Below are 18,177 nucleotides of genomic sequence, written 5' to 3' on the forward strand. Positions count from 1 at the left end.
TTTGTCTAGTTTAATTATAAAGTAAATAGTTAGAAATGGCTATTTGTTAGTATTAAATAATTTAGTGAGGAGTTTAAAAGATAAAAATCGTAAATTATTCCACTCTTATGTATTATATTTTTTGTATTAGGTTTTATTTTTGTTAAATTAATATTTTAAATAAAGAGAAAAAGTAAAAAATATGTCTGTGGACAACAATACAGATCTATATAAAAATGAAACGATTAAAGAAAAAAAGTATTTAGAGATATCGACAAAGGGAAAGTGCCAGGCGATATCTCAATTACAAACAAAAAATCCAGTTAATTATCTTTGTAAATTATTAAAAGTTTCAAAATCTGGTTATTATAAATGACTTAACAATGGTATGAAACAGTTTAATAAATGGATTCCATTTATTGCTAATATAATTAAAAGTACATTTTATGCGTTCAAAGAAATTTATGGTTATAACATGATTTGTTGTTGAATAAAGAAAATTTATAAGTTAAACATACAACCACATATTGTTTATAGGTGTATGAAAAATATGGGTTTAAAATCCAAAATTAGAACAAAGAAGTTTGATTATAGGTTAAAATCTGGCAGTTTAAGATATGATAATTTATTAGACCGTAATTTTGCAACTATGAAAACTGAATTCTTATATCAGATTCCAAGAAAAAAACGAACTATTGAATGAATTAAAGAAAATTTACCTAAGTATATTTATTTTTACAACAATCATCGACCACAACCAAAATTAAAAGGAATGAGTCCAATTGAATATCGATTAGCTCATTCCCAAACAAATATTAAGTTTATTCCTATGAAATTAGATTTAATGTAACATTTATAATAATAATTATATAAGGTTCTTTTTATTGTCCACTTTACTTGACAAGTTCAATTAAAGGCCATGAATGATAAAAAGAGTAAGGAGAAAAAGTAATGGAAAAATAATCTAATTAGGTACTTAAATAAAAAAACACCTAACCATTTCTGATTAGGAGAACTCGAGGGCTATACCCCCCCTTGCATAACAAGTGTTATACTCATATATATGATATACCATATTTTATACTTTATTCAATCTATATTGTATAAGTTTCAACCACACTTGATTTAAAAAACCACAAAGTATTAGTTATTGATTTAGACCCACAAGGTAACCTTTCTAAGACCTTTAAACTGTCTAAAAAAGAGGCAAATTCAAAAAAACTTTTTATGCAAAATATCGATATCATTAATGAAAATATAATTGAAGAATGAAAGCATGGACAGTTAAGCGTTGATGTAATACCAACCAACATAGAGAGCAATCCCTAGAAGATGAATTGCATACTAGAACAGCACGTGAAGCTGTTTTAAAACGTACGTTTGTTAAAAACTTTGAATTATTAAACAATATGACTATATTATTTTTGACACTAACCCAAGTATTAATATTGTAAATAAAAATGCTTTAGTAATTGCTGATGAAATCATTATTATAAGTGATAATTCAATCTATAGTCTTGAAGCTGTTAATATGCTCTCAAATAACTGAGAAATTATTTGCCAAGATTTAGGAATTAAAAATAATATTAATACTATTGTTTTAAATAATTTCGATCACTATCGAATTTCAAAAGACTTTGCAGAATATATTACTAATAGTAAATTTAAGAGTAAAATTCTTAAAACTCAAATTAAAAGAAAACAAAAATTTTAAAAAGTCCGAAATAACGGGCATACCTTCCATTCTACTGGAGAAAGTAAAAAACCATACTTATACCTATCACGTTTACCAAGAACTTATATCTAACTTATTTTCAAATTTTGATGATGTAGGTACTGAAGCTAATGCTGAAATTATTAAAAATAGTATAAACAGTTCTAAAAATACAATAGACAACGACCAATTTGCTAAAGAAATAACTGAATCAAAAAAACTAATTAATGAGATTTCTAGTGGGTCTAAATTGACAAATATTAAATTAGCAAATTTAGTTCTAATCTATCTAAGGTAACAATTGATAAAAAATCATATATGACTATATATTTAAAAAAATCAATTCAAGTTAAAATTTATGAAATGGCTAAAAAATTAGGTGTTGCTAATGGAACAGCAATAGAGTTAATAATTAATGAATTTGAAGAAAAATAAATTATACAGTTTATTGGACATACCCTTTTTTGCATTTATTATTAGTAATTTTGTCTGTTTCAGTATTGGAATATACTCGTAATGTTTTCTCTCAAGGTATTTCTTTTTCATTAGCACAATTTCTATTTCTTTTTTTAATTTTTCTAAATCAATAACTTTTTCTTCATTTTTTTGTTTTAACCATTCACTATCATTTTGTTTATTAACAATACTATGTTCAATGAGTTGGTCTTCTGATGTTACTTCGGAATCCAATTTTTTTTCATTATTTATAGTTGTATCTAAATTATTTTTTAATTCATTATTATTTCTTGTTTCATCTTTTGCTTTAGCAAAAGCTTGTAAAATTTCTATATTAGTCATAATTTCATCTCTTTCATTAAAAAATAAAAACCCATTTGTTTCAAAAATAAAACAATGAGTTAAAAACTATATTTAGTTTACTAGAATTAATTATGAATGATTTATATTCATTAAAATTTTTATGAATTATTTTTAAAACTTTAAAAAAGATATTTGTAATTCTTTTCTTTTAATAAAATAGTCTGTTTTTTTAGAAATACATATAATATTAAATCCATGATATAACATTATTATCTTTAATAATTTAAAAAATAAATTAAGGAGAAATTATGGGTGTAGTTTGAAAAAAAAGAAAATGATAAGTTAATAATAGTGATAATAAATTACTTAGTTTAACCTAAAAAAACTTCAGATTTGAGTATGAATAATATTTAAAATCCCATTAACTGGGATTTTAAATATTACTATGATGGTGTGGTAAGTGCGTAACTATTATAACTGTAACAACAATAAAGATTATCAAAAAAATAAGAAAGAATATTCCTATTATAATAAGATTTCATTTATAGCCTTTACCTGCACTTTTAGTGATTGTTTCAACTGATTTGTCAGAAAGAAATCTTCCATTATCTTGTTTTGATTTTTCTAATTCTTCAATTTTATCATGTAACTCTTGTATTTCTTTTTCAATATCTTTTTCCATAATTTTTTTTCCTTTTCATAATTTATTAAAGACCTTTCTCAACATTTATGTGATAAAATTTCAATAGTACATAAAGCAAGAAAAATCTAAATATTTTTGATTTTAAATCAAAAATAGAAGTTTGCTGATTTTGTTAAAAAATTTAATTTTTAACAAAATCAGCAACTATAAAGTAATACGCCCTTATTTAAAAAAAGACCATATTAGTTTAACATAATTTTTTAAATTATCAAAATAGGACGTAAGTTGGTTAGAATAAATTCCTGCGCCCCGAAATGAGATATTATTATTTTAACTTAAAACAAAAAAAATCGTGATAAATCCAATTTATTTTTGATAAAAACTTCTATTTTAAAAAATATTTTTAAAAAAACCTTTTTACTTATTGCAAATTATACTTTTCTCCCATATAATAATTAAGGTTTACTAAAAGCCCGGTTAGCTCAGCGGCAGAGCATTCGACTGTTAATCGAAGGGTCATAGGTTCAAATCCTATACTGGGCGCCATTATTCTGTAAACTATTATTGGCTCGTTGGTGAATTGGTAAACACATAGGATTTTCATTCCTACATTACGGGTTCGATCCCCGTACGAGTCACCATTGTTAATATCTAAATAGCAAGTAATCAATAAACTACTTGTTTTTTATTCCTTAAACGTCTCGTTAGCTCAATTGGCAGAGCATCAGACTCTTAATCTGAGGGTTGTAGGTTCGAGGCCTATACGGGACACCATACATAACTATACACATGCGGAATTGGCGGAATGGTAGACGCACCAGATTTAGGCTCTGGCTCCGAGAGGTGTGAGGGTTCGAGTCCCTTGTTCCGCACCATAAATTAAATATTTTTTATCCTTACAACCTATTATCCAAAGGTTGTTTTTTATATCCAAATTAAATATTAACGTATATTTAATATTAATAACATTTATAAACTATCTAACTTTTAAGCCCATATTAATGGGTTTTTATAATATAGTTAGTATTTTTAAATTTTTACCTTTATAATATAACAAACAAAATAAAACTAGAAAGTAGGAATTCAATTATGATAAAAATAATTTTCACTGATATAGATGGTACCCTGTTTGATAGTGCCAGTGCTTTAAGCGAAGTTAATCTTAATGCATGTTTAAAAGCCCAGGAAAATAATATTAAAGTTGTTATTAATACTGGTAGATATGGTGAGAATGCCATTAGAGTTGGTGAAATGATTAATGCTGATCAATATGATGGTTATATTATTGGCAATGATGGCGCTGAAATTTGATCATATGAAAAACAAGCATGAATTTATTTACAACAATTAGAGCAAACAGATACTACTAAACTATACAAATTTTTAACTAACTATAATGATAAAATGATTTTACATTTTAATAGTATTGATACCTTATATGTTAACCATGCAGCTAATAGTTGAGGGAAATGAGTAGAAAATTTACAAATTAAAATTGTCCAATTAAAAGATTTTAAAGATATTACCATGCCTATTTCGAAAATCATGGTAATTTTAGAAAAATATTTATCAGCAGAAAATATTACTAAGTTTATTAGTGCTTTTAAAAGTGAATTTCCTCATTTAACTATTGTACAATATCACACTAATGTTTTTTCAATTGGTGTCAAAGATATTAGCAAAGGGTCTGCTGTACAATGATTATGTAATTTGTTAGAAATTGATCCTAAAGATGCACTAACCATTGGTGATGGTTTTAATGATTTACCAATGTTTGAAATATCTGGACATCCTGTCGTGATGGAAAACGCTAATATTGCTTTAAAACCATTTGGAAAACTAATTGCTCCTAGTAATGATGACCATGGGGTTGGTCATATTATTAATAATTATGTTTTAAAAGATATGAAAAAATAAAAAATGTCTTTGGTAGGTTAAATTTTAATTTAATTTTGATAATTGACTATAATTAAATTATAAAAAAAGAAACGGAGGATATGAATATGGCAACTAAAAAATCAAGTGTTTTTAATATTAATAATGGGTATTAGTTATTTTTTGTATGCAATATAAAATGTATCAAAGGTAACTTTTTCTTTGTTAAAAGTTAAACCAGTTTGTTGTGATGTAAATTGTTCTTTAACATTAATACTAAATGTAATTCCTTGAGCGAAAGCATTTTCTTTTAAATCTTGTACTTTTGCTAAATTACATCTATTTCAACATCAAATTTGGCTTTATTATTGGCATAATCTAATGGTTCACCCAGCACAGCATTTCAAATAACTTCTTTAAAAATCACTTCTGATTTTACAGTGGTTGGATCAATAAAAATATGATCTGCATGGTTTTCAGTGCAGTTTCAATTCTTAATAACATTTAAATCTTCATTTGCAACTTGATGGAATAAAAATGAATTAGTAAATGTTACTGCTGTAGAACTAGCATTTTTTGGGGTAATAGTAACAACTACATTAGTTCTAAAAGCATCATCTATTTTAACATCATTTTCAAGTTTATCATTAGTAATATATTTTGTTTTGCTATCAATACTAGTTGTTGAAATTTGAAAATCACTAATTTTAACATGAGCAAATGATTTGTCATGTTGTTGTAATCTTCAAACAATTGCTTGTTTAGCATTAAGCGTGCTTGGTTGTGGAGTTGAATCTTTTTCATAGTAGTGTAAACTTCCACTTTCTAAAGCAGCTTTTTCTTGATCAAAAGTAAATGGTTTAGTATCTTGATTTGGATTACACGCCACAACTGATGTTGCTGCTGTTGCACTAAACGTTAAAATGCCTAATAAAGCTAGTATTTTTTTCATTTTCTATTTCTCCCTTACTTTATCAAAAATCTAATAAATTAAAATTTAACACATATTAATTAGAATTTCATAATTTTAATTATACGATAAAAAAATAAAATATAAATAATAAAGTGGTAAATTTTAATTTAAAAAAAAGAATTTGTTGTCATCTCATAATACTGTCCCAACATATTTAAAACATTATCAAAAAATAGTTTTACCTGTAAGTCTAATATTTATATTTTCGTCATTTAAAAATTAAGGAATTACCAACAACAGTAATGTCAGAAAATGCCATGGCTGCTGCTGCTAATGGTGGAATAATAAATCCTAATGCTGCTAAAGGAATAATAACCAAATTGTAACCAAATGCTCAAATGAAATTCATTCAAATATTATTTTTAGTTTTTTTAGTTAAAACAATAGCTTTATAAACAGCACTGATGTCATTGTTGGTAATAGTGATATCACCAATTTTTTTAGCAATATCACTACCAGTACCCATGGCAATAGCTAAGTCTGCTTGTTGTAATGCCACAACATCATTAATACCATCACCAACAAAAGCTACCTTTTGACCTTGGGCTTGTAAATCAGCAACTAATTGGGCTTTACCAACCGGTTTGATATTAGCATAATAGTTTTCTATACTAACTCTTTTAGCAATATTGGCTGTTTGCTCTTCACTATCACCACTGATTAATACTACCTTTATTCCCTGTTTACGAATTTTAGCAATCGTGGCAATGGCATTTGCTTGCAATTGGTCACTTAAAACAAAGATATTAGTTATAACATTATTGATTGCTAATGCCAAAATAATTTGTTGCTGGTCACTAACATCTAATTTTTGACTTGTTAAAAAGGGACTTAATGGCATTTTAGCACTTTGTAAATTAATAAGTGAAGAAATTTGTAAATTTTCATTACCACATTTTCCCTTTAACCCATAACCTATTTCTTCTTTAGTATGATCCACCGTTGGTAAATCAGTAACATCATTAGTTTGAGCATATAAATTAAAAGCTAATGCTAAGGGATGAGTTGAATATTTTTCTAAAGCAATAGCTTTGTTAATGTGTTTAGTTTGACCATAAACTTTAGTAATCATTAAATTATCAGTAGTTAAGGTTCCAGTTTTATCAAAACAAATAGTATCAATTTTGGTGATTCTTTCAAAGGCACTGGTCTTATTATAAATAATTCCTATTTTAGCAGCTTTATTAATCCCAACTGCAACTGCTAACGGCGTTGCAATCCCTAAAGCACATGGACAGGCAATAATTAAAGTAGAAATAGCAATCGCTAGCGATTGTTGTAAACTATCATTAACGGCTCAAAAACGAATAATAAAGACTAATAATGCAATAATAATAATGGTTGGTGTAAATCAACCAGCAATTTTATCAGCAATTTTTTGTAATTGTGGTTTTTGGGTCTGAACATCTTCGACAGCTTTAATAATACTAGCAAGGACAGTATCTTTACCAATCTTGGAAGTTTTAATTTGAATACTTTCATCAATATTAACAGTACCACCAATCACACTTTGATTTTTAAGTTTGGTAATGCTTTTACTTTCACCAGAGAACATAGATTCATTAATTAAAGCACTTTTACTAATTAAAATCCCATCAGTTGGAATATTTTCACCTTTACGAACCACTAAAATATCATTTAATTGGACATCTTCTAAATTAACAAATGCTTCTTTTTTAGTAACTGAATCATATCGTAAAATTGATTTGGGTTTTAATGACATTAAACTTTCTAAACCATTAGTTGCTTTTTTTTGAGCAATGGCACTAATTAAATCACCAAGTAAAACAATCATTACTATCGAAGCACTAACTTCAAAAAATAAATGGGTAGTGTCTTTAATTGCCATTAAATAAATACTAAAAATAAAAGCAGTAGTAGTCCCTAATGCTACTAGGGTATGCATACCTGGAAACTTTTGTTTCACTAATTCACGATAAATTCCAAAGTAAAATTTGCGACCAAAATAAAATTGAATAGGAATAGTTAATCCTAATTGAAGATAGGAATTTCTAAACACATCGAAAAATGGAGTACTAGGAATCTCAATTAGTAATAATGGGATAAGTAATATTCATCCAAGAACAACTTCAATTAAATCACGTAATTTAATATTGTGGAAATGACTTTGAGTGTGTAATTCTTCCATATGTATTTGATGTTGTTCACTACTATGTTCATGACTTGTATCTAAACTTTGAATATCAGTCTCAAGAATAAAAACTTCATAGCCTAAACTATGCATTGATTTTTGAATTTGTTCTTCATTTCAAACTTTAGGATTATAAGTAAATAATGCTTTTTTGGTACCAAAATTAATATTGACAGTAATATCTTGTAACTTATTAAAATGATTCTCAATAACACTAGCACAAGATGTACAAGCAATATCAGGTAATGTTACTTTACTAGTAGCAATATCGTTAGTGGTATTATTAGTCATTCTTATTCTCCTTTATGAAATATTTTGTGATAGTACATTAACTACTTCTGCAATTCCTTTTTTAGTAATACTAGAAAATAAAATAATAGCAGTAGTAGGAGCCAAGTTTAATGTTGACAATAATAGTTTTCTATTTTTAACCAACTGACTATTTTTAACTTTATCTAATTTAGTACCAATTAAATAAATTTTTAAATGATGGTGTTGTAAATATTCTAACATATCGATATCATCTTTGCTAGGAGCATGACGAAAATCTAATAATAAGAAGACTGCTTTTAATGATGTTCGTGATTGGAAGTATTCTTCCATCATAGTAGCAAAATGAATTTTTTTATCATTTGATACTTTAGCAAACCCATATCCTGGAACATCAACAAACCGACATTCATTATTATTAATTGTAAAAAAATTTAACATTTGGGTTTTACCAGGCGTTTGTGAAACTCTAGCTAACTTACCATTATTACATACTGTATTTAAGAATGTTGATTTTCCAACATTACTTCTTCCAACAAAACAAAACTCAGGAGTCTCATCTTGGGGTCATTGTTCTGCTTTGACAGCACTTGTTAAAAATACTGCTTGTTTAATTCGTTCCATTTAGTAACACCTCGTATATAATATTATATATGGATTTAGAAAAGAAAGGTTTATAATTTAGTAAAATTAAGAAAATTATTAGTTTTGTTAGGTTAAGTTACCTGAGTTAGAATTCCTGAACTAAAAATAATTATTCTATCCAAATAACTACTAAATGTTGTATTTTATTTTTATAATTGCTATAATTAGTATGAACTTAATACAAGTTTTTAACCTATTTGTCTTGTCTAAGAGGCATATGGTTTTTTTATTTTTAAAGGAGATTTTATGATACTAAATGAAGAAGTAAACGCAATAGTAACAGTAGAGACACCACAAGCAGCAGAAATAAATATATCAGATACAGAACCAATTATTAACCAAAATACTAATACTAAGGAATGACCAAAGTGAGTTAAAGTAGGTGTATCATTATTAATATTAGCTACATCAGCAGCAGCAACAGGAGCAGTAAGTTTTTATTCTTTTAATAAATATTTAAATGAACTAACAGTAGAAACTCCTGGTTCGGGTTATAATCCTAAAACAGATGACAAATTAGGTTCATGAGGAGCAGTTGGAATTGGTTGTGGCATAGGGTTCTTTTTAGCATCCGCTGCATATAGTTGTGCCCTTCCAAGTATAATTTGTCAATCTTTTGAATTTCTCAAAGATGAAATTAATTTAACAACACCTCCTCAATCTTTGGAATCAAGTACTTATGGTAGTATAAACAATGTGTAAATTACAAATAAATAGAAAAAAGATATGAAAATAAAAAATAGAATATTTAGTGGTACTGCACCCGTTAATGGTAGTATATTTGAAAATTGTGAATTTAGTGATAATGCATCAGCTAATTTTATAGATTGTAAGTATTTTGGCAGTTTTAAAGAAAAAAACCAAATGATTATGATTATAAGTTTGAAACTAGTGATAATAGCAACACCAATAAATATAAAAATAGTTATGAAACTACTTATACAAATTTCAGCATATCCGGCGCGAATTTATTTGGAAGACATGATTGGAATAACTATAAATACTAAGTACTACCAAATGTACATTTGAAAATAATTTCACTGGTCTTGGTGATAATATAAGTTACACAGATTGTTTTTTTCGCTCAGGAGCAAAATTATTTGGTAAAAATCCCAAATTTTCACCAGGATGTATATTTGAAAATAAAAACGAAACAATTAAAAATTGTACATTTGATGATAATTCAAAAACATCTGAAGCTAATAACATAAAAGTAATTAATACTAAATCAGAGCTTGATAATTTGTGAAATACAGTAAAAAAATATAAAAATACAAATGAAAGTCAAGAATATAAAATAAATATTCAAGCATTTAAAACGTACTATCCAACCCTATTTGAACAATTTCAAAAATGAGTTAAGAATACAAGTATAGTACCAGATGGCGAATATATAAAAATTCCCCTTAAATGATTAAGTAAATTTCATTTACAAAATACTTCATCATCACAACTAATAGCATTACCATGAAAAACTAATAACATAAAAGTAATTAATACTGAATCAGAATTTGACAATCTACCAACAACTATTACTGAAGAACAAATTAAGGAAAATTTTGATATTAAACAAACTAAGATGGACGGTACTTGTTTTTTTTGATTCGTTTGCTCAAGGTTTAGAGGCAATTGGTATTAATTTAAATTCTTGAGATTTAGTAAATATTAGTAAAGAATACTTTAAGGAACATTTACAAAAAGATAATTCTTGATTAAAAGAAGAACTAAAATCATCTCTAAAGTATGATCTCGCAGTTGTTAGTTATATGAATAATTTTATTATTAATGGTCAAGAAATTTTACTCAATCGTGATATTGTTGAAAAACGTTGGGGACAACCTAAAATTGACGGTAGAATCTTGTGTGAATATGTTTGAAAAGAATATAATAAAGAAATTAAATTAATTTCTTGAGAAAGTCAACGAACGCCAAATGATAATAGTGTTCAAACTTATTGTGGGTTTTTAATAACTACAAAAGACGATGGGAGTGATTATTTTACAGAAACAAAGGAAGGTTTAGTTAAAGAAAATCATATTTATATAGAAAACTCTGGAAATAATCATTTTAGAGCATGTATTCCAAAAATAAATCTACTTCAGAAATGCCAAAAATAATTAATAAACCAATACCAGAAACAAGAAGAAAAAATGTTTGCGACACTTTATTACAAACTAGTCCCTCTAACTAACTTTTTTTAATTTTATAATTCATCTTAACTTTCTTCAGATACTGAAGGTAAAGGTTTAATAGAATTAATAGTTGAAGTATTAATTTTGGCTTTATGCTTATTGAAAATAAAGTCAAAAACATCAAGATAAAATTCAACAGGAACAATATTAAGTTTTCTCTTCACTTCTTCAGGAATATCTTCTAAGTCTTTCACATTGGCTTTGGGAATTAAAATAGTTTTTAATCCACTGCGATTCGCAGAAATTGATTTTTCTTTTAATCCACCAATTGGTAAAACATGTCCACGAAGGGTAATTTCACCTGTCATGCCAATATCTTTTGAAACTGGCTTGCTTGTAATAGCAGAAATAATGGCTGTTGTTAAAGTAATACCGGCACTTGGGCCATCTTTTGGTACTGCACCTTCAGGTACGTGAATATGAATGTCACGGTCAGTAAAGAAGATATCAGGAATATTAAAAGTAATAGTATTAGCTTTAATATAGTCAAGAGCAATCGAAGCAGATTCTTTCATTACTTCTCCTAATTTTCCGGTTAAGACTAAGTTACCTTTTCCTTTAAAGTGGTTAACTTCAATCGGTAAGATATCACCACCATATTGAGTATAAGCTAATCCGGTAACAACACCAACTTGTGATTCATTTTCTTTTTTCGTATAATCAAAGATTTGTTTTCCTAAGTAGTCTTTAACAGTGTCAGCAGTAACTTCATCAGTAGTAATATTCTTGTTTAAAAGTTTAACGATGAATTTACGAGCAACTTTGTTTAAAAGTCTTTCTAGTTGACGAACACCAGATTCTCTTGTATAGTATTTAACCATTTCTTCAATAGAATTTGGTTTAAACTTTAGTAATTTATTAGTTAATCCTGTAATTTCAATAACACGAGGAATTAAATATTTTTTAGCAATTTCTATTTTTTCTAATTCTGTATATGAAGATAGTTCAATAATTTCCATACGGTCTTTTAATGGTTCAGGAATTCCTTCCATATAGTTAGCAGTAGCTAAGAACATAACTTGTGATAAGTCATAATTTTCTTCAATATAATGATCAGAGAAATTAGCATTTTGTTCTGGGTCTAAAACTTCTAACATAGCACTGGCAGGATCACCACGGTAATCAGAAGACATTTTATCAATTTCATCTAATAAGAATAGTGGATTAACTACCTTAGCACGTTTCATACCTTGGATAATTCTTCCTGGCATAGCTCCAATATAAGTCTTACGGTGGCCACGAATTTCAGATTCATCTTTAACACCACCAAGTGATACCTTAACAAAAGTACGACCCATGGCTTCAGCAATTGATTTTGCTAAAGATGTCTTACCAACCCCTGGAGGACCTACTAAACAAATAATTTGTCCTGGCATTGATTTAGCCATTTTTTTAACAGCTAGATATTCGATAATACGTTCTTTAACTTTCTCTAATCCATAATGGTACTTATCAAGAATTTTTTTAGCATTGATTAAATCGAATTTTTCCTCGTTTTTTTCAAATCATGGTAAGTTCATCATTCAGTCTATGTAAGTACGAATAATATTTGACTCACTAGAAGCTTGAGGCATATCTTCATAACGCCCAATTTCTTCTTTAACACGGGTTTTAATAGTTTCTGGAAAGTTTTCTGTTTCTAAACGTTCTAAATAACGTTTCATTTCATTAGACTTACCGTCAATTTCACCTAGTTCTTCTTTAATAGCACGTAATCTCTCACGTAAGTAGTACTCACGTTGTTGTTCATCAATACGATCTTTAATTTTAGCAGTTAAATCCTTTTCAATAGCTCCTACTTGTTTTTGACCACCAACATCTTTTAACAACAATTCTAAACGTTTTTGAACATCATCTTCTTGTAAAATTTCTTGACGTTTATTAATTGTTAGATATGGTAAAAACTGTGCCATTTTATCAATGATTTCACTGGCTTTCATCCCATCGGTAATTTGACTAATTACGCCTTGTGGGATTGAACCATGAACATCTAAGATAAATTGTAGGTTGTTAACAATTCTTTGAATTAATTCTTCTTCTAATTCTTGTGATACTTTTGTACTAACTAAAGTTTCAGCATCGCCAGTATAAAACTTAGCATCATTAAACTTAGTTACTTTAACTCGTTGTTGACCATAAAAGGCAACAGTAAGCGTTCCATCAGGATGAGTTTTCTTAATTTCTACTTTACATAACGTTCCATGGTTATAAACTTCACTTAACTGTGGGTTATCAACTTTTGGATCTTTTTGTGAAACTAAAATAATTTGTGAATTAAAATAAGTTTTCGATTCATTAATAGCAGCAACAGATTTATGTCTACCAACTTCTAACTCCACTTCAACTGTGGGGAACACAAAGCTTCCTCTTGTTACTAGTACGGGAATATTGTTAAGATTTTTTACTTTCATTGTCTCACCTCGAATAATGTATTAACTGGATTATAATATAAAACATTAGCACTTGCAATAGTTAATTGCTAAATAATCTATTTTTTGTTTTATATTATACTTATTCAACAGTTACTCCCTTAGTTTAATTCATACTAATATAATTTTAATATATTTACTTATAGTAGCAATATTTTTATATTTTTACTTCTTGTAAGAAGTAAAAATAACAGTTAGGTTATTTAATTAATAGACTATGAGCCAGCTTCTACACTAGGAACTGTTCCATTATTGTCTCATAGTAAATCAAAAGCTTTATTACGTTTTAAAGTTGTAGTAACTAGTGATAAATCTTTAATGTTCTTTTTAACTTCTTTGATACTTACTTTAAATTGGTTAGCAAAACCCATTAATTGATTTTCAATTTCTGCTGTTGTTACTTCAATTTTTTCTTGCTCAATTACTTCTTCAATAATTAAAAAGTTTTGTAACTGTGTGATAGCATCTTTTTCAATTTCTTTTCTAATTTCTTCATGGCTAATACCAGTAGCTGCAATGTAGTTTTCAATAGTAAAATTTTGACTAGCTAATTGTTTTTTGAATTCGCCTTCTAAACGGTCAGTTTCTACTTTTACAGCATACCCAGGAATGAAAATTTTTGAATTTTGAACAATTTTAGCAATTAATTCTTCCATAAATTGCTCTTTAATAGTCATGGTTTTTTGTAATTCAATTTGTTGTTTAACGTTTACTAATAATTGTTCATAAGTTGTAACATCAGGAATATTAACATCTTTTACTAATTCTTCTAAGTTATCATTAATAGTTTTAGTTTTAATTTCATGTAGTTCAACTTCAAATTTCACTAATTGTCCTTTTAAAGTAGCGACGTGATATTCTTCTGGGAACGTAACTTCAAATGTTTTTTTAGTACCTTTTTCCATCCCAACCATTTGTTCTTCAAATCCAGGAATAAATTTTCCAGAACCAATTTCTAGTTCCATACCTTTACTTTCACCACCAGCAAATTTTGCACCATCTAAAAATCCAACGAAATCAAAGATAGCCGTATCACCAAGTGCTAAGGCACCATGCTCTTTAAGAGCAAAGATCGCAAAACGGTCTTGTAATAATTTAATTTGTTCATCAATTTCTTCATCTGTTACACTTGGAGTTGGTTTAGCGATTTTAAGATCACGATATTGTCCTAATACAATTTCAGATGGTAAATCAAAGAAAAATAATATTTCACATTCTTTATCAGTATTTTTTATAATCTGAACTTCAGGTTGTTTATTAGGCATTAAATCTGGTTTTTGACTTAGAGCAAAATCATAAGCAATAGCAATAGTTGATTTAGTTGCTGTTTGAAGAATGCTTTCTGGTTTAACGTGTTTTTTAGCCATTTTACTAGGTACTTTCCCTTTACGAAATCCAGGAATTTCTATTTGACCAATTAGTTTAACTTCTGCTTTGTCTAATTCTTTTTTTCAAGTTTTATCATCAAGAATAACATGTCATTTTCCTTGACCATTTTTTTCATCTTTTATAATTTCTAATTTCATAATTTTAACGCTCCTTATGCAATTTTTTGTTGATTGATAATATTTAAGTACTTCTTAACTAGGGTGGTAGTTGTTTGAAACTTATTAGCACTCGCTATTAATGTTACAGTAATAGATTGAAAACTGCAAGCACGAACATATAATGCTGCAGCTAAAGCTGATGCTTGATTATTATTAGGTAGTTCTGGCAAAAGATTTTCGATATAACTATCTAATAAAAATAAACAAATACCATATATACCAGGATTATCAATATGAACTTCATCCTCAAATAACTTTGTAATACTAGTATAGATTGGCAATTCATGGCATGGAATTAATTGTTTAGGATTAATTTGAAATGTACCATGAGTTTTAACTACTGTCATTGTTTCATCAATCCCTTGACTGTTTAATAACAATAATAGTTGTGTTTTGTTAATATTATTAAAGTCTTTACTAGCAAGATATTTTTTGATTGTTGGCAAAATTAACCTAACATTATGGCTTTGAAAATAATAAAATGCCACTGGATGAAACTCTTCATCAAATGGATTCATTAATACTTGGCTTATTTCTGTTAAATTTCATTCATGAATTTGTGGTTTAGAATTTACTTTAATGTTAGTAGCGATTTCATGATGTAAATCTTGTAAAGTAACTTCATAATTTCTAGGAATATAAGGCATTTCTAATTCATTTTTGACCAATTTCATAGCTTGAACTCATTCATTGGCACTAATGTGGTGGTTAATTTTACCAATAATGTCTTGGTAATAACTATCATGATTTACCATTTTTAGACCTTCTTAGTATAAACTTTTTAATTGTAATGGTGCCCAAGAGAAGACTCGAACTTCCGACCCTCGCCTTAGAAGGGCGATGCTCTATCCACTGAGCTACTTGGGCTTATTACCATAGTAATATTAACTTGTTTGTCATGAAATTGCAATTACTAATGATGTTAGTTTTTAAATTTTTATAAAAAAACTTTAATTTTTGCATACAATAAAAGGTTTGAATGGTTCAAACCTTTTCATAACTTTCTTATTGTGCTGATAAACTGCGTTTTATAGGTGTTTTACTAAGTGAGTTTGTTTTTTCACTACCACTAACATCTAAGGTTTCTGAATTAAATGATAGACTTTTTTTATATGATTTTTGACTGCTGTTGCAGAAACCATCTATTGAGTCAGTGGTTTGAAGTATTCTTGAAGAACTTGATGGAATTAATTCCTTAGGACTTCTACCATCAGTAGCTGTACCATTAACAATAACGGTATCTTCATTACGGTTTGGTACTGTCAAGAATGATGGTTAGTTACATCCAAATTTAAAAGAACCCAATGATAAATGATAGGGTAAATTCTGTTTTAACAAGGGTGCGAATTTTTCCACCTCCATCGGAAGAACTATCAGAAAATTTAATAATTAAGTTTTTAAGTTCATTAAATAACTTTTCTTGTCTTGATGGTACTAAATATTTATGATTTTTAAGTGTATGAGTTTCATCCTGGTTTTTTATTTCTTCAACAACATTTTCTGATACAAGAACTGCTTTTTCATTAGAATTTGGAAGTTTTTTATATCATGTAACATTAAAACTAGAAGTTTGGGAAATTGTTTCTAACTCAACTTGTAAACAACTAATTTTGCTAAAAATGCTTTGATCTTTAAGTTCCTGTTTATCAAAATTAGTAGATACAATGTTTTTTATCATTTCTAAATTTGTTTTGAGAGCATTTACTTTGTTTTTAAAATTCATAGTACAACTGTCTAAAATCTTTTGATAACCTTCAAGTTCGTTTTTAACAGCATCAAGTTGTTTATGAGTTGCTTCTTTCTCTAAAGAAAATACTTCTTCTTCTGTTTTAATTTTTTCAATACATTCACTGTATTTTGTTTCAATATGTTTTGCTGAAAAGTTTTGTTTTAAATCTTGAACAATAATTAAATTTTTTATATTATCTTCAAAAGATTTTAAAGCAAGTTCATCAACTCTAGAAAATAAAAATTCGTCTTTAAGTTCTCTTTTAAAATTTGTAAAAATTTGTTCTATTTCCATAACATTATCTGATTTACAATCAAGAATATTTTTGTTAAATTTAGTAGATTCTTTCTTAAAATTACTTTCTAGTTCATTAAATTTTTCTTTAATTTGTTCATTGTTTTCTTCTTGAAAATTAATAACATTTTCTTTATATTCTTCCGTTATTTTTTTTTGAACATTAATACCATTATTTTTAAATGCCTCTTCCAATTTAAAAACTAATTTTAATTTTTCAATTTTCTTATTATGTCTTTTTATTGCTGCATTTCATTCTTTTATTCTAGTTTGATATTTTTCGCTACTGTATTTATCAAAATCAGGTTTAGTTTTAATGTTTTGTTTTTTAAAATCTTCACTAATAGCTCTTTTTGCTTTAATTCATTTGCGACTTTTATCTCGAGCATTACGACTTCAAAAGATTAAAATTGTTGGTAAAATCTTTACTAGTCAATTACTTGGTTTACTAATTAACAAGTTAGTAATTAATTTAGGGTGACTTACCATAAATCGGCTTTCTTTTTTAGCAACGCAACTTAAAAAAATTTTTTCAATTTCTGCTTCTTGTTTTTTTCATGATAATACTTCTAATCTAATGCTAGCAGTAATATATGCTTTAACTTGCTCATTATATATAATTGTTTGTTTTTTTAAATTATCATAGTTTTCTTTGTTAGTAGTAATATTTATATTTGTTTCACTATTAGAAACCTCTTTAATCACTCTTTGAATATCTTTCAATTGTGTTTCTATTTTGTTTAATTCTATCAACGAATTTTTATCGTTTATTTCACTTAATGATTGTGTTTATACACTTTCGTCAACAAATGTTTTTTTAATATCTTGCATTACTTTAACCCTTTCTGTATCTAATCTTGGATTGACAATAATTTTTATAATATATTAACAAATCAAAACATAAAAAAATAACTTTTACCGAAAAAAACGATAATGAGTTATTTAAAACATATTATGAAAGTTAATACTAAAAGTG

20 protein-coding genes and 5 tRNA genes are annotated in these 18,177 nt (G+C 27.3%); 13 read left to right on the forward strand and 12 right to left on the reverse strand.

Annotation, left to right across the window (positions count from 1 at the left end):
- Positions 1 to 181 precede the first annotated feature (181 nt).
- The 4 genes from AAHM98_RS04035 (at position 182) to AAHM98_RS04045 (ending at position 1,693) form a co-directional block, all read left to right on the forward strand.
- Complete coding sequence (locus tag AAHM98_RS04035; protein ID WP_342277177.1) at positions 182 to 829, forward strand: IS3 family transposase; 648 nt, start codon at positions 182 to 184, stop codon at positions 827 to 829.
- A gap of 305 nt (positions 830 to 1,134) precedes the next feature.
- Entirely contained in the window at positions 1,135 to 1,308 is a 174-nt protein-coding gene (locus tag AAHM98_RS09010; protein WP_425289605.1) for a hypothetical protein, read from the forward strand.
- On the forward strand, positions 1,248 to 1,433 hold the full coding sequence (locus tag AAHM98_RS04040; protein ID WP_342277178.1) for a hypothetical protein: 186 nt from the start codon (positions 1,248 to 1,250) through the stop codon (positions 1,431 to 1,433). The genes AAHM98_RS09010 and AAHM98_RS04040 overlap by 61 nt, the downstream gene beginning before the upstream one ends.
- Positions 1,434 to 1,510: 77 nt before the next feature.
- On the forward strand, positions 1,511 to 1,693 hold the full coding sequence (locus AAHM98_RS04045; RefSeq protein WP_342277179.1) for a hypothetical protein: 183 nt from the start codon (positions 1,511 to 1,513) through the stop codon (positions 1,691 to 1,693).
- 405 nt (positions 1,694 to 2,098) lie between these two features.
- Here AAHM98_RS04045 and AAHM98_RS04050 read toward each other — a convergent pair whose 3' ends face one another.
- The gene (locus tag AAHM98_RS04050; protein ID WP_342277180.1) at positions 2,099 to 2,491 is read right to left on the reverse strand and encodes a hypothetical protein; all 393 of its coding nucleotides are present in this window, start codon (positions 2,489 to 2,491) and stop codon (positions 2,099 to 2,101) included.
- Positions 2,492 to 2,885: 394 nt separating this feature from the next.
- Positions 2,886 to 3,134, reverse strand: a complete 249-nt coding sequence (locus tag AAHM98_RS04055) for a hypothetical protein (RefSeq protein ID WP_342277181.1) — start codon at positions 3,132 to 3,134, stop codon at positions 2,886 to 2,888.
- A gap of 432 nt (positions 3,135 to 3,566) precedes the next feature.
- On the opposite strand from AAHM98_RS04055, the gene AAHM98_RS04060 reads away from it, so the two are divergent.
- The 5 genes from AAHM98_RS04060 (at position 3,567) to AAHM98_RS04080 (ending at position 5,012) form a co-directional block, all read left to right on the forward strand.
- Positions 3,567 to 3,641: transfer RNA gene (locus tag AAHM98_RS04060), tRNA-Asn, on the forward strand.
- A gap of 20 nt (positions 3,642 to 3,661) precedes the next feature.
- A tRNA-Glu gene (locus AAHM98_RS04065) sits at positions 3,662 to 3,736 on the forward strand.
- Between the two features lie 57 nt (positions 3,737 to 3,793).
- A tRNA-Lys gene (locus AAHM98_RS04070) sits at positions 3,794 to 3,869 on the forward strand.
- A 17-nt stretch (positions 3,870 to 3,886) separates the two neighbouring features.
- Positions 3,887 to 3,970: transfer RNA gene (locus AAHM98_RS04075), tRNA-Leu, on the forward strand.
- A 214-nt stretch (positions 3,971 to 4,184) separates the two neighbouring features.
- Positions 4,185 to 5,012 carry a Cof-type HAD-IIB family hydrolase gene (locus tag AAHM98_RS04080; RefSeq protein ID WP_342277182.1) on the forward strand — a complete coding sequence of 276 codons (828 nt, stop codon included), beginning with the start codon at positions 4,185 to 4,187 and terminating at the stop codon, positions 5,010 to 5,012.
- 286 nt (positions 5,013 to 5,298) lie between these two features.
- Here the strand turns inward: AAHM98_RS04080 and AAHM98_RS04085 are convergent, their stop codons facing one another.
- From AAHM98_RS04085 to yihA, 3 genes are all read right to left on the reverse strand, one after another.
- Positions 5,299 to 5,922, reverse strand: a complete 624-nt coding sequence (locus AAHM98_RS04085) for a lipoprotein (protein ID WP_342277183.1) — start codon at positions 5,920 to 5,922, stop codon at positions 5,299 to 5,301.
- Positions 5,923 to 6,133: 211 nt separating this feature from the next.
- Positions 6,134 to 8,386 carry a cation-translocating P-type ATPase gene (locus AAHM98_RS04090; RefSeq protein WP_342277184.1) on the reverse strand — a complete coding sequence of 751 codons (2,253 nt, stop codon included), beginning with the start codon at positions 8,384 to 8,386 and terminating at the stop codon, positions 6,134 to 6,136.
- A 12-nt stretch (positions 8,387 to 8,398) separates the two neighbouring features.
- Entirely contained in the window at positions 8,399 to 8,989 is a 591-nt protein-coding gene (gene yihA / locus AAHM98_RS04095; protein WP_342277185.1) for a ribosome biogenesis GTP-binding protein YihA/YsxC, read from the reverse strand.
- Between the two features lie 267 nt (positions 8,990 to 9,256).
- Between yihA and AAHM98_RS04100 the strand changes: the two genes are divergently transcribed.
- Together AAHM98_RS04100 and AAHM98_RS04105 are read left to right on the forward strand one after the other, a co-directional pair.
- Positions 9,257 to 9,712, forward strand: a complete 456-nt coding sequence (locus tag AAHM98_RS04100) for a hypothetical protein (protein ID WP_342277186.1) — start codon at positions 9,257 to 9,259, stop codon at positions 9,710 to 9,712.
- A 24-nt stretch (positions 9,713 to 9,736) separates the two neighbouring features.
- Positions 9,737 to 10,045 (forward strand): hypothetical protein, encoded by a 309-nt coding sequence (locus AAHM98_RS04105; protein ID WP_342277187.1) that lies wholly within the window; start codon positions 9,737 to 9,739, stop codon positions 10,043 to 10,045.
- 27 nt (positions 10,046 to 10,072) lie between these two features.
- On the opposite strand, the gene AAHM98_RS04110 is transcribed toward AAHM98_RS04105, so the two are convergent.
- Positions 10,073 to 10,219, reverse strand: a complete 147-nt coding sequence (locus tag AAHM98_RS04110) for a hypothetical protein (protein WP_342277188.1) — start codon at positions 10,217 to 10,219, stop codon at positions 10,073 to 10,075.
- Positions 10,220 to 10,253: 34 nt separating this feature from the next.
- Between AAHM98_RS04110 and AAHM98_RS04115 the strand changes: the two genes are divergently transcribed.
- Complete coding sequence (locus AAHM98_RS04115) at positions 10,254 to 10,649, forward strand: hypothetical protein (RefSeq protein WP_342277189.1); 396 nt, start codon at positions 10,254 to 10,256, stop codon at positions 10,647 to 10,649.
- Positions 10,570 to 11,127, forward strand: coding sequence for a hypothetical protein (locus AAHM98_RS04120; RefSeq protein WP_342277190.1), 558 nt, complete (start codon positions 10,570 to 10,572; stop codon positions 11,125 to 11,127). The genes AAHM98_RS04115 and AAHM98_RS04120 overlap by 80 nt, the downstream gene beginning before the upstream one ends.
- 98 nt (positions 11,128 to 11,225) lie before the next feature.
- Here the strand turns inward: AAHM98_RS04120 and lon are convergent, their stop codons facing one another.
- From lon to AAHM98_RS04150, 6 genes are all read right to left on the reverse strand, one after another.
- Positions 11,226 to 13,613 carry an endopeptidase La gene (gene lon / locus AAHM98_RS04125; protein ID WP_342277191.1) on the reverse strand — a complete coding sequence of 796 codons (2,388 nt, stop codon included), beginning with the start codon at positions 13,611 to 13,613 and terminating at the stop codon, positions 11,226 to 11,228.
- Positions 13,614 to 13,846: 233 nt separating this feature from the next.
- Positions 13,847 to 15,157 (reverse strand): trigger factor, encoded by a 1,311-nt coding sequence (gene tig / locus AAHM98_RS04130; RefSeq protein WP_342277192.1) that lies wholly within the window; start codon positions 15,155 to 15,157, stop codon positions 13,847 to 13,849.
- A gap of 14 nt (positions 15,158 to 15,171) precedes the next feature.
- Complete coding sequence (locus AAHM98_RS04135; RefSeq protein ID WP_342277193.1) at positions 15,172 to 15,933, reverse strand: DUF3196 family protein; 762 nt, start codon at positions 15,931 to 15,933, stop codon at positions 15,172 to 15,174.
- A 36-nt stretch (positions 15,934 to 15,969) separates the two neighbouring features.
- Positions 15,970 to 16,045: transfer RNA gene (locus AAHM98_RS04140), tRNA-Arg, on the reverse strand.
- A gap of 138 nt (positions 16,046 to 16,183) precedes the next feature.
- Complete coding sequence (locus AAHM98_RS04145) at positions 16,184 to 16,444, reverse strand: hypothetical protein (RefSeq protein ID WP_342277194.1); 261 nt, start codon at positions 16,442 to 16,444, stop codon at positions 16,184 to 16,186.
- Positions 16,445 to 16,469: 25 nt separating this feature from the next.
- Complete coding sequence (locus tag AAHM98_RS04150) at positions 16,470 to 17,924, reverse strand: hypothetical protein (protein WP_342277195.1); 1,455 nt, start codon at positions 17,922 to 17,924, stop codon at positions 16,470 to 16,472.
- Between the last annotated feature and the right edge of the window lie 253 nt (positions 17,925 to 18,177).

The organism is Spiroplasma endosymbiont of Nebria brevicollis (assembly GCF_964030895.1).
Taxonomy (GTDB): Bacteria; Bacillota_I; Bacilli_A; order Mycoplasmatales; family VBWQ01; genus Spiroplasma_E.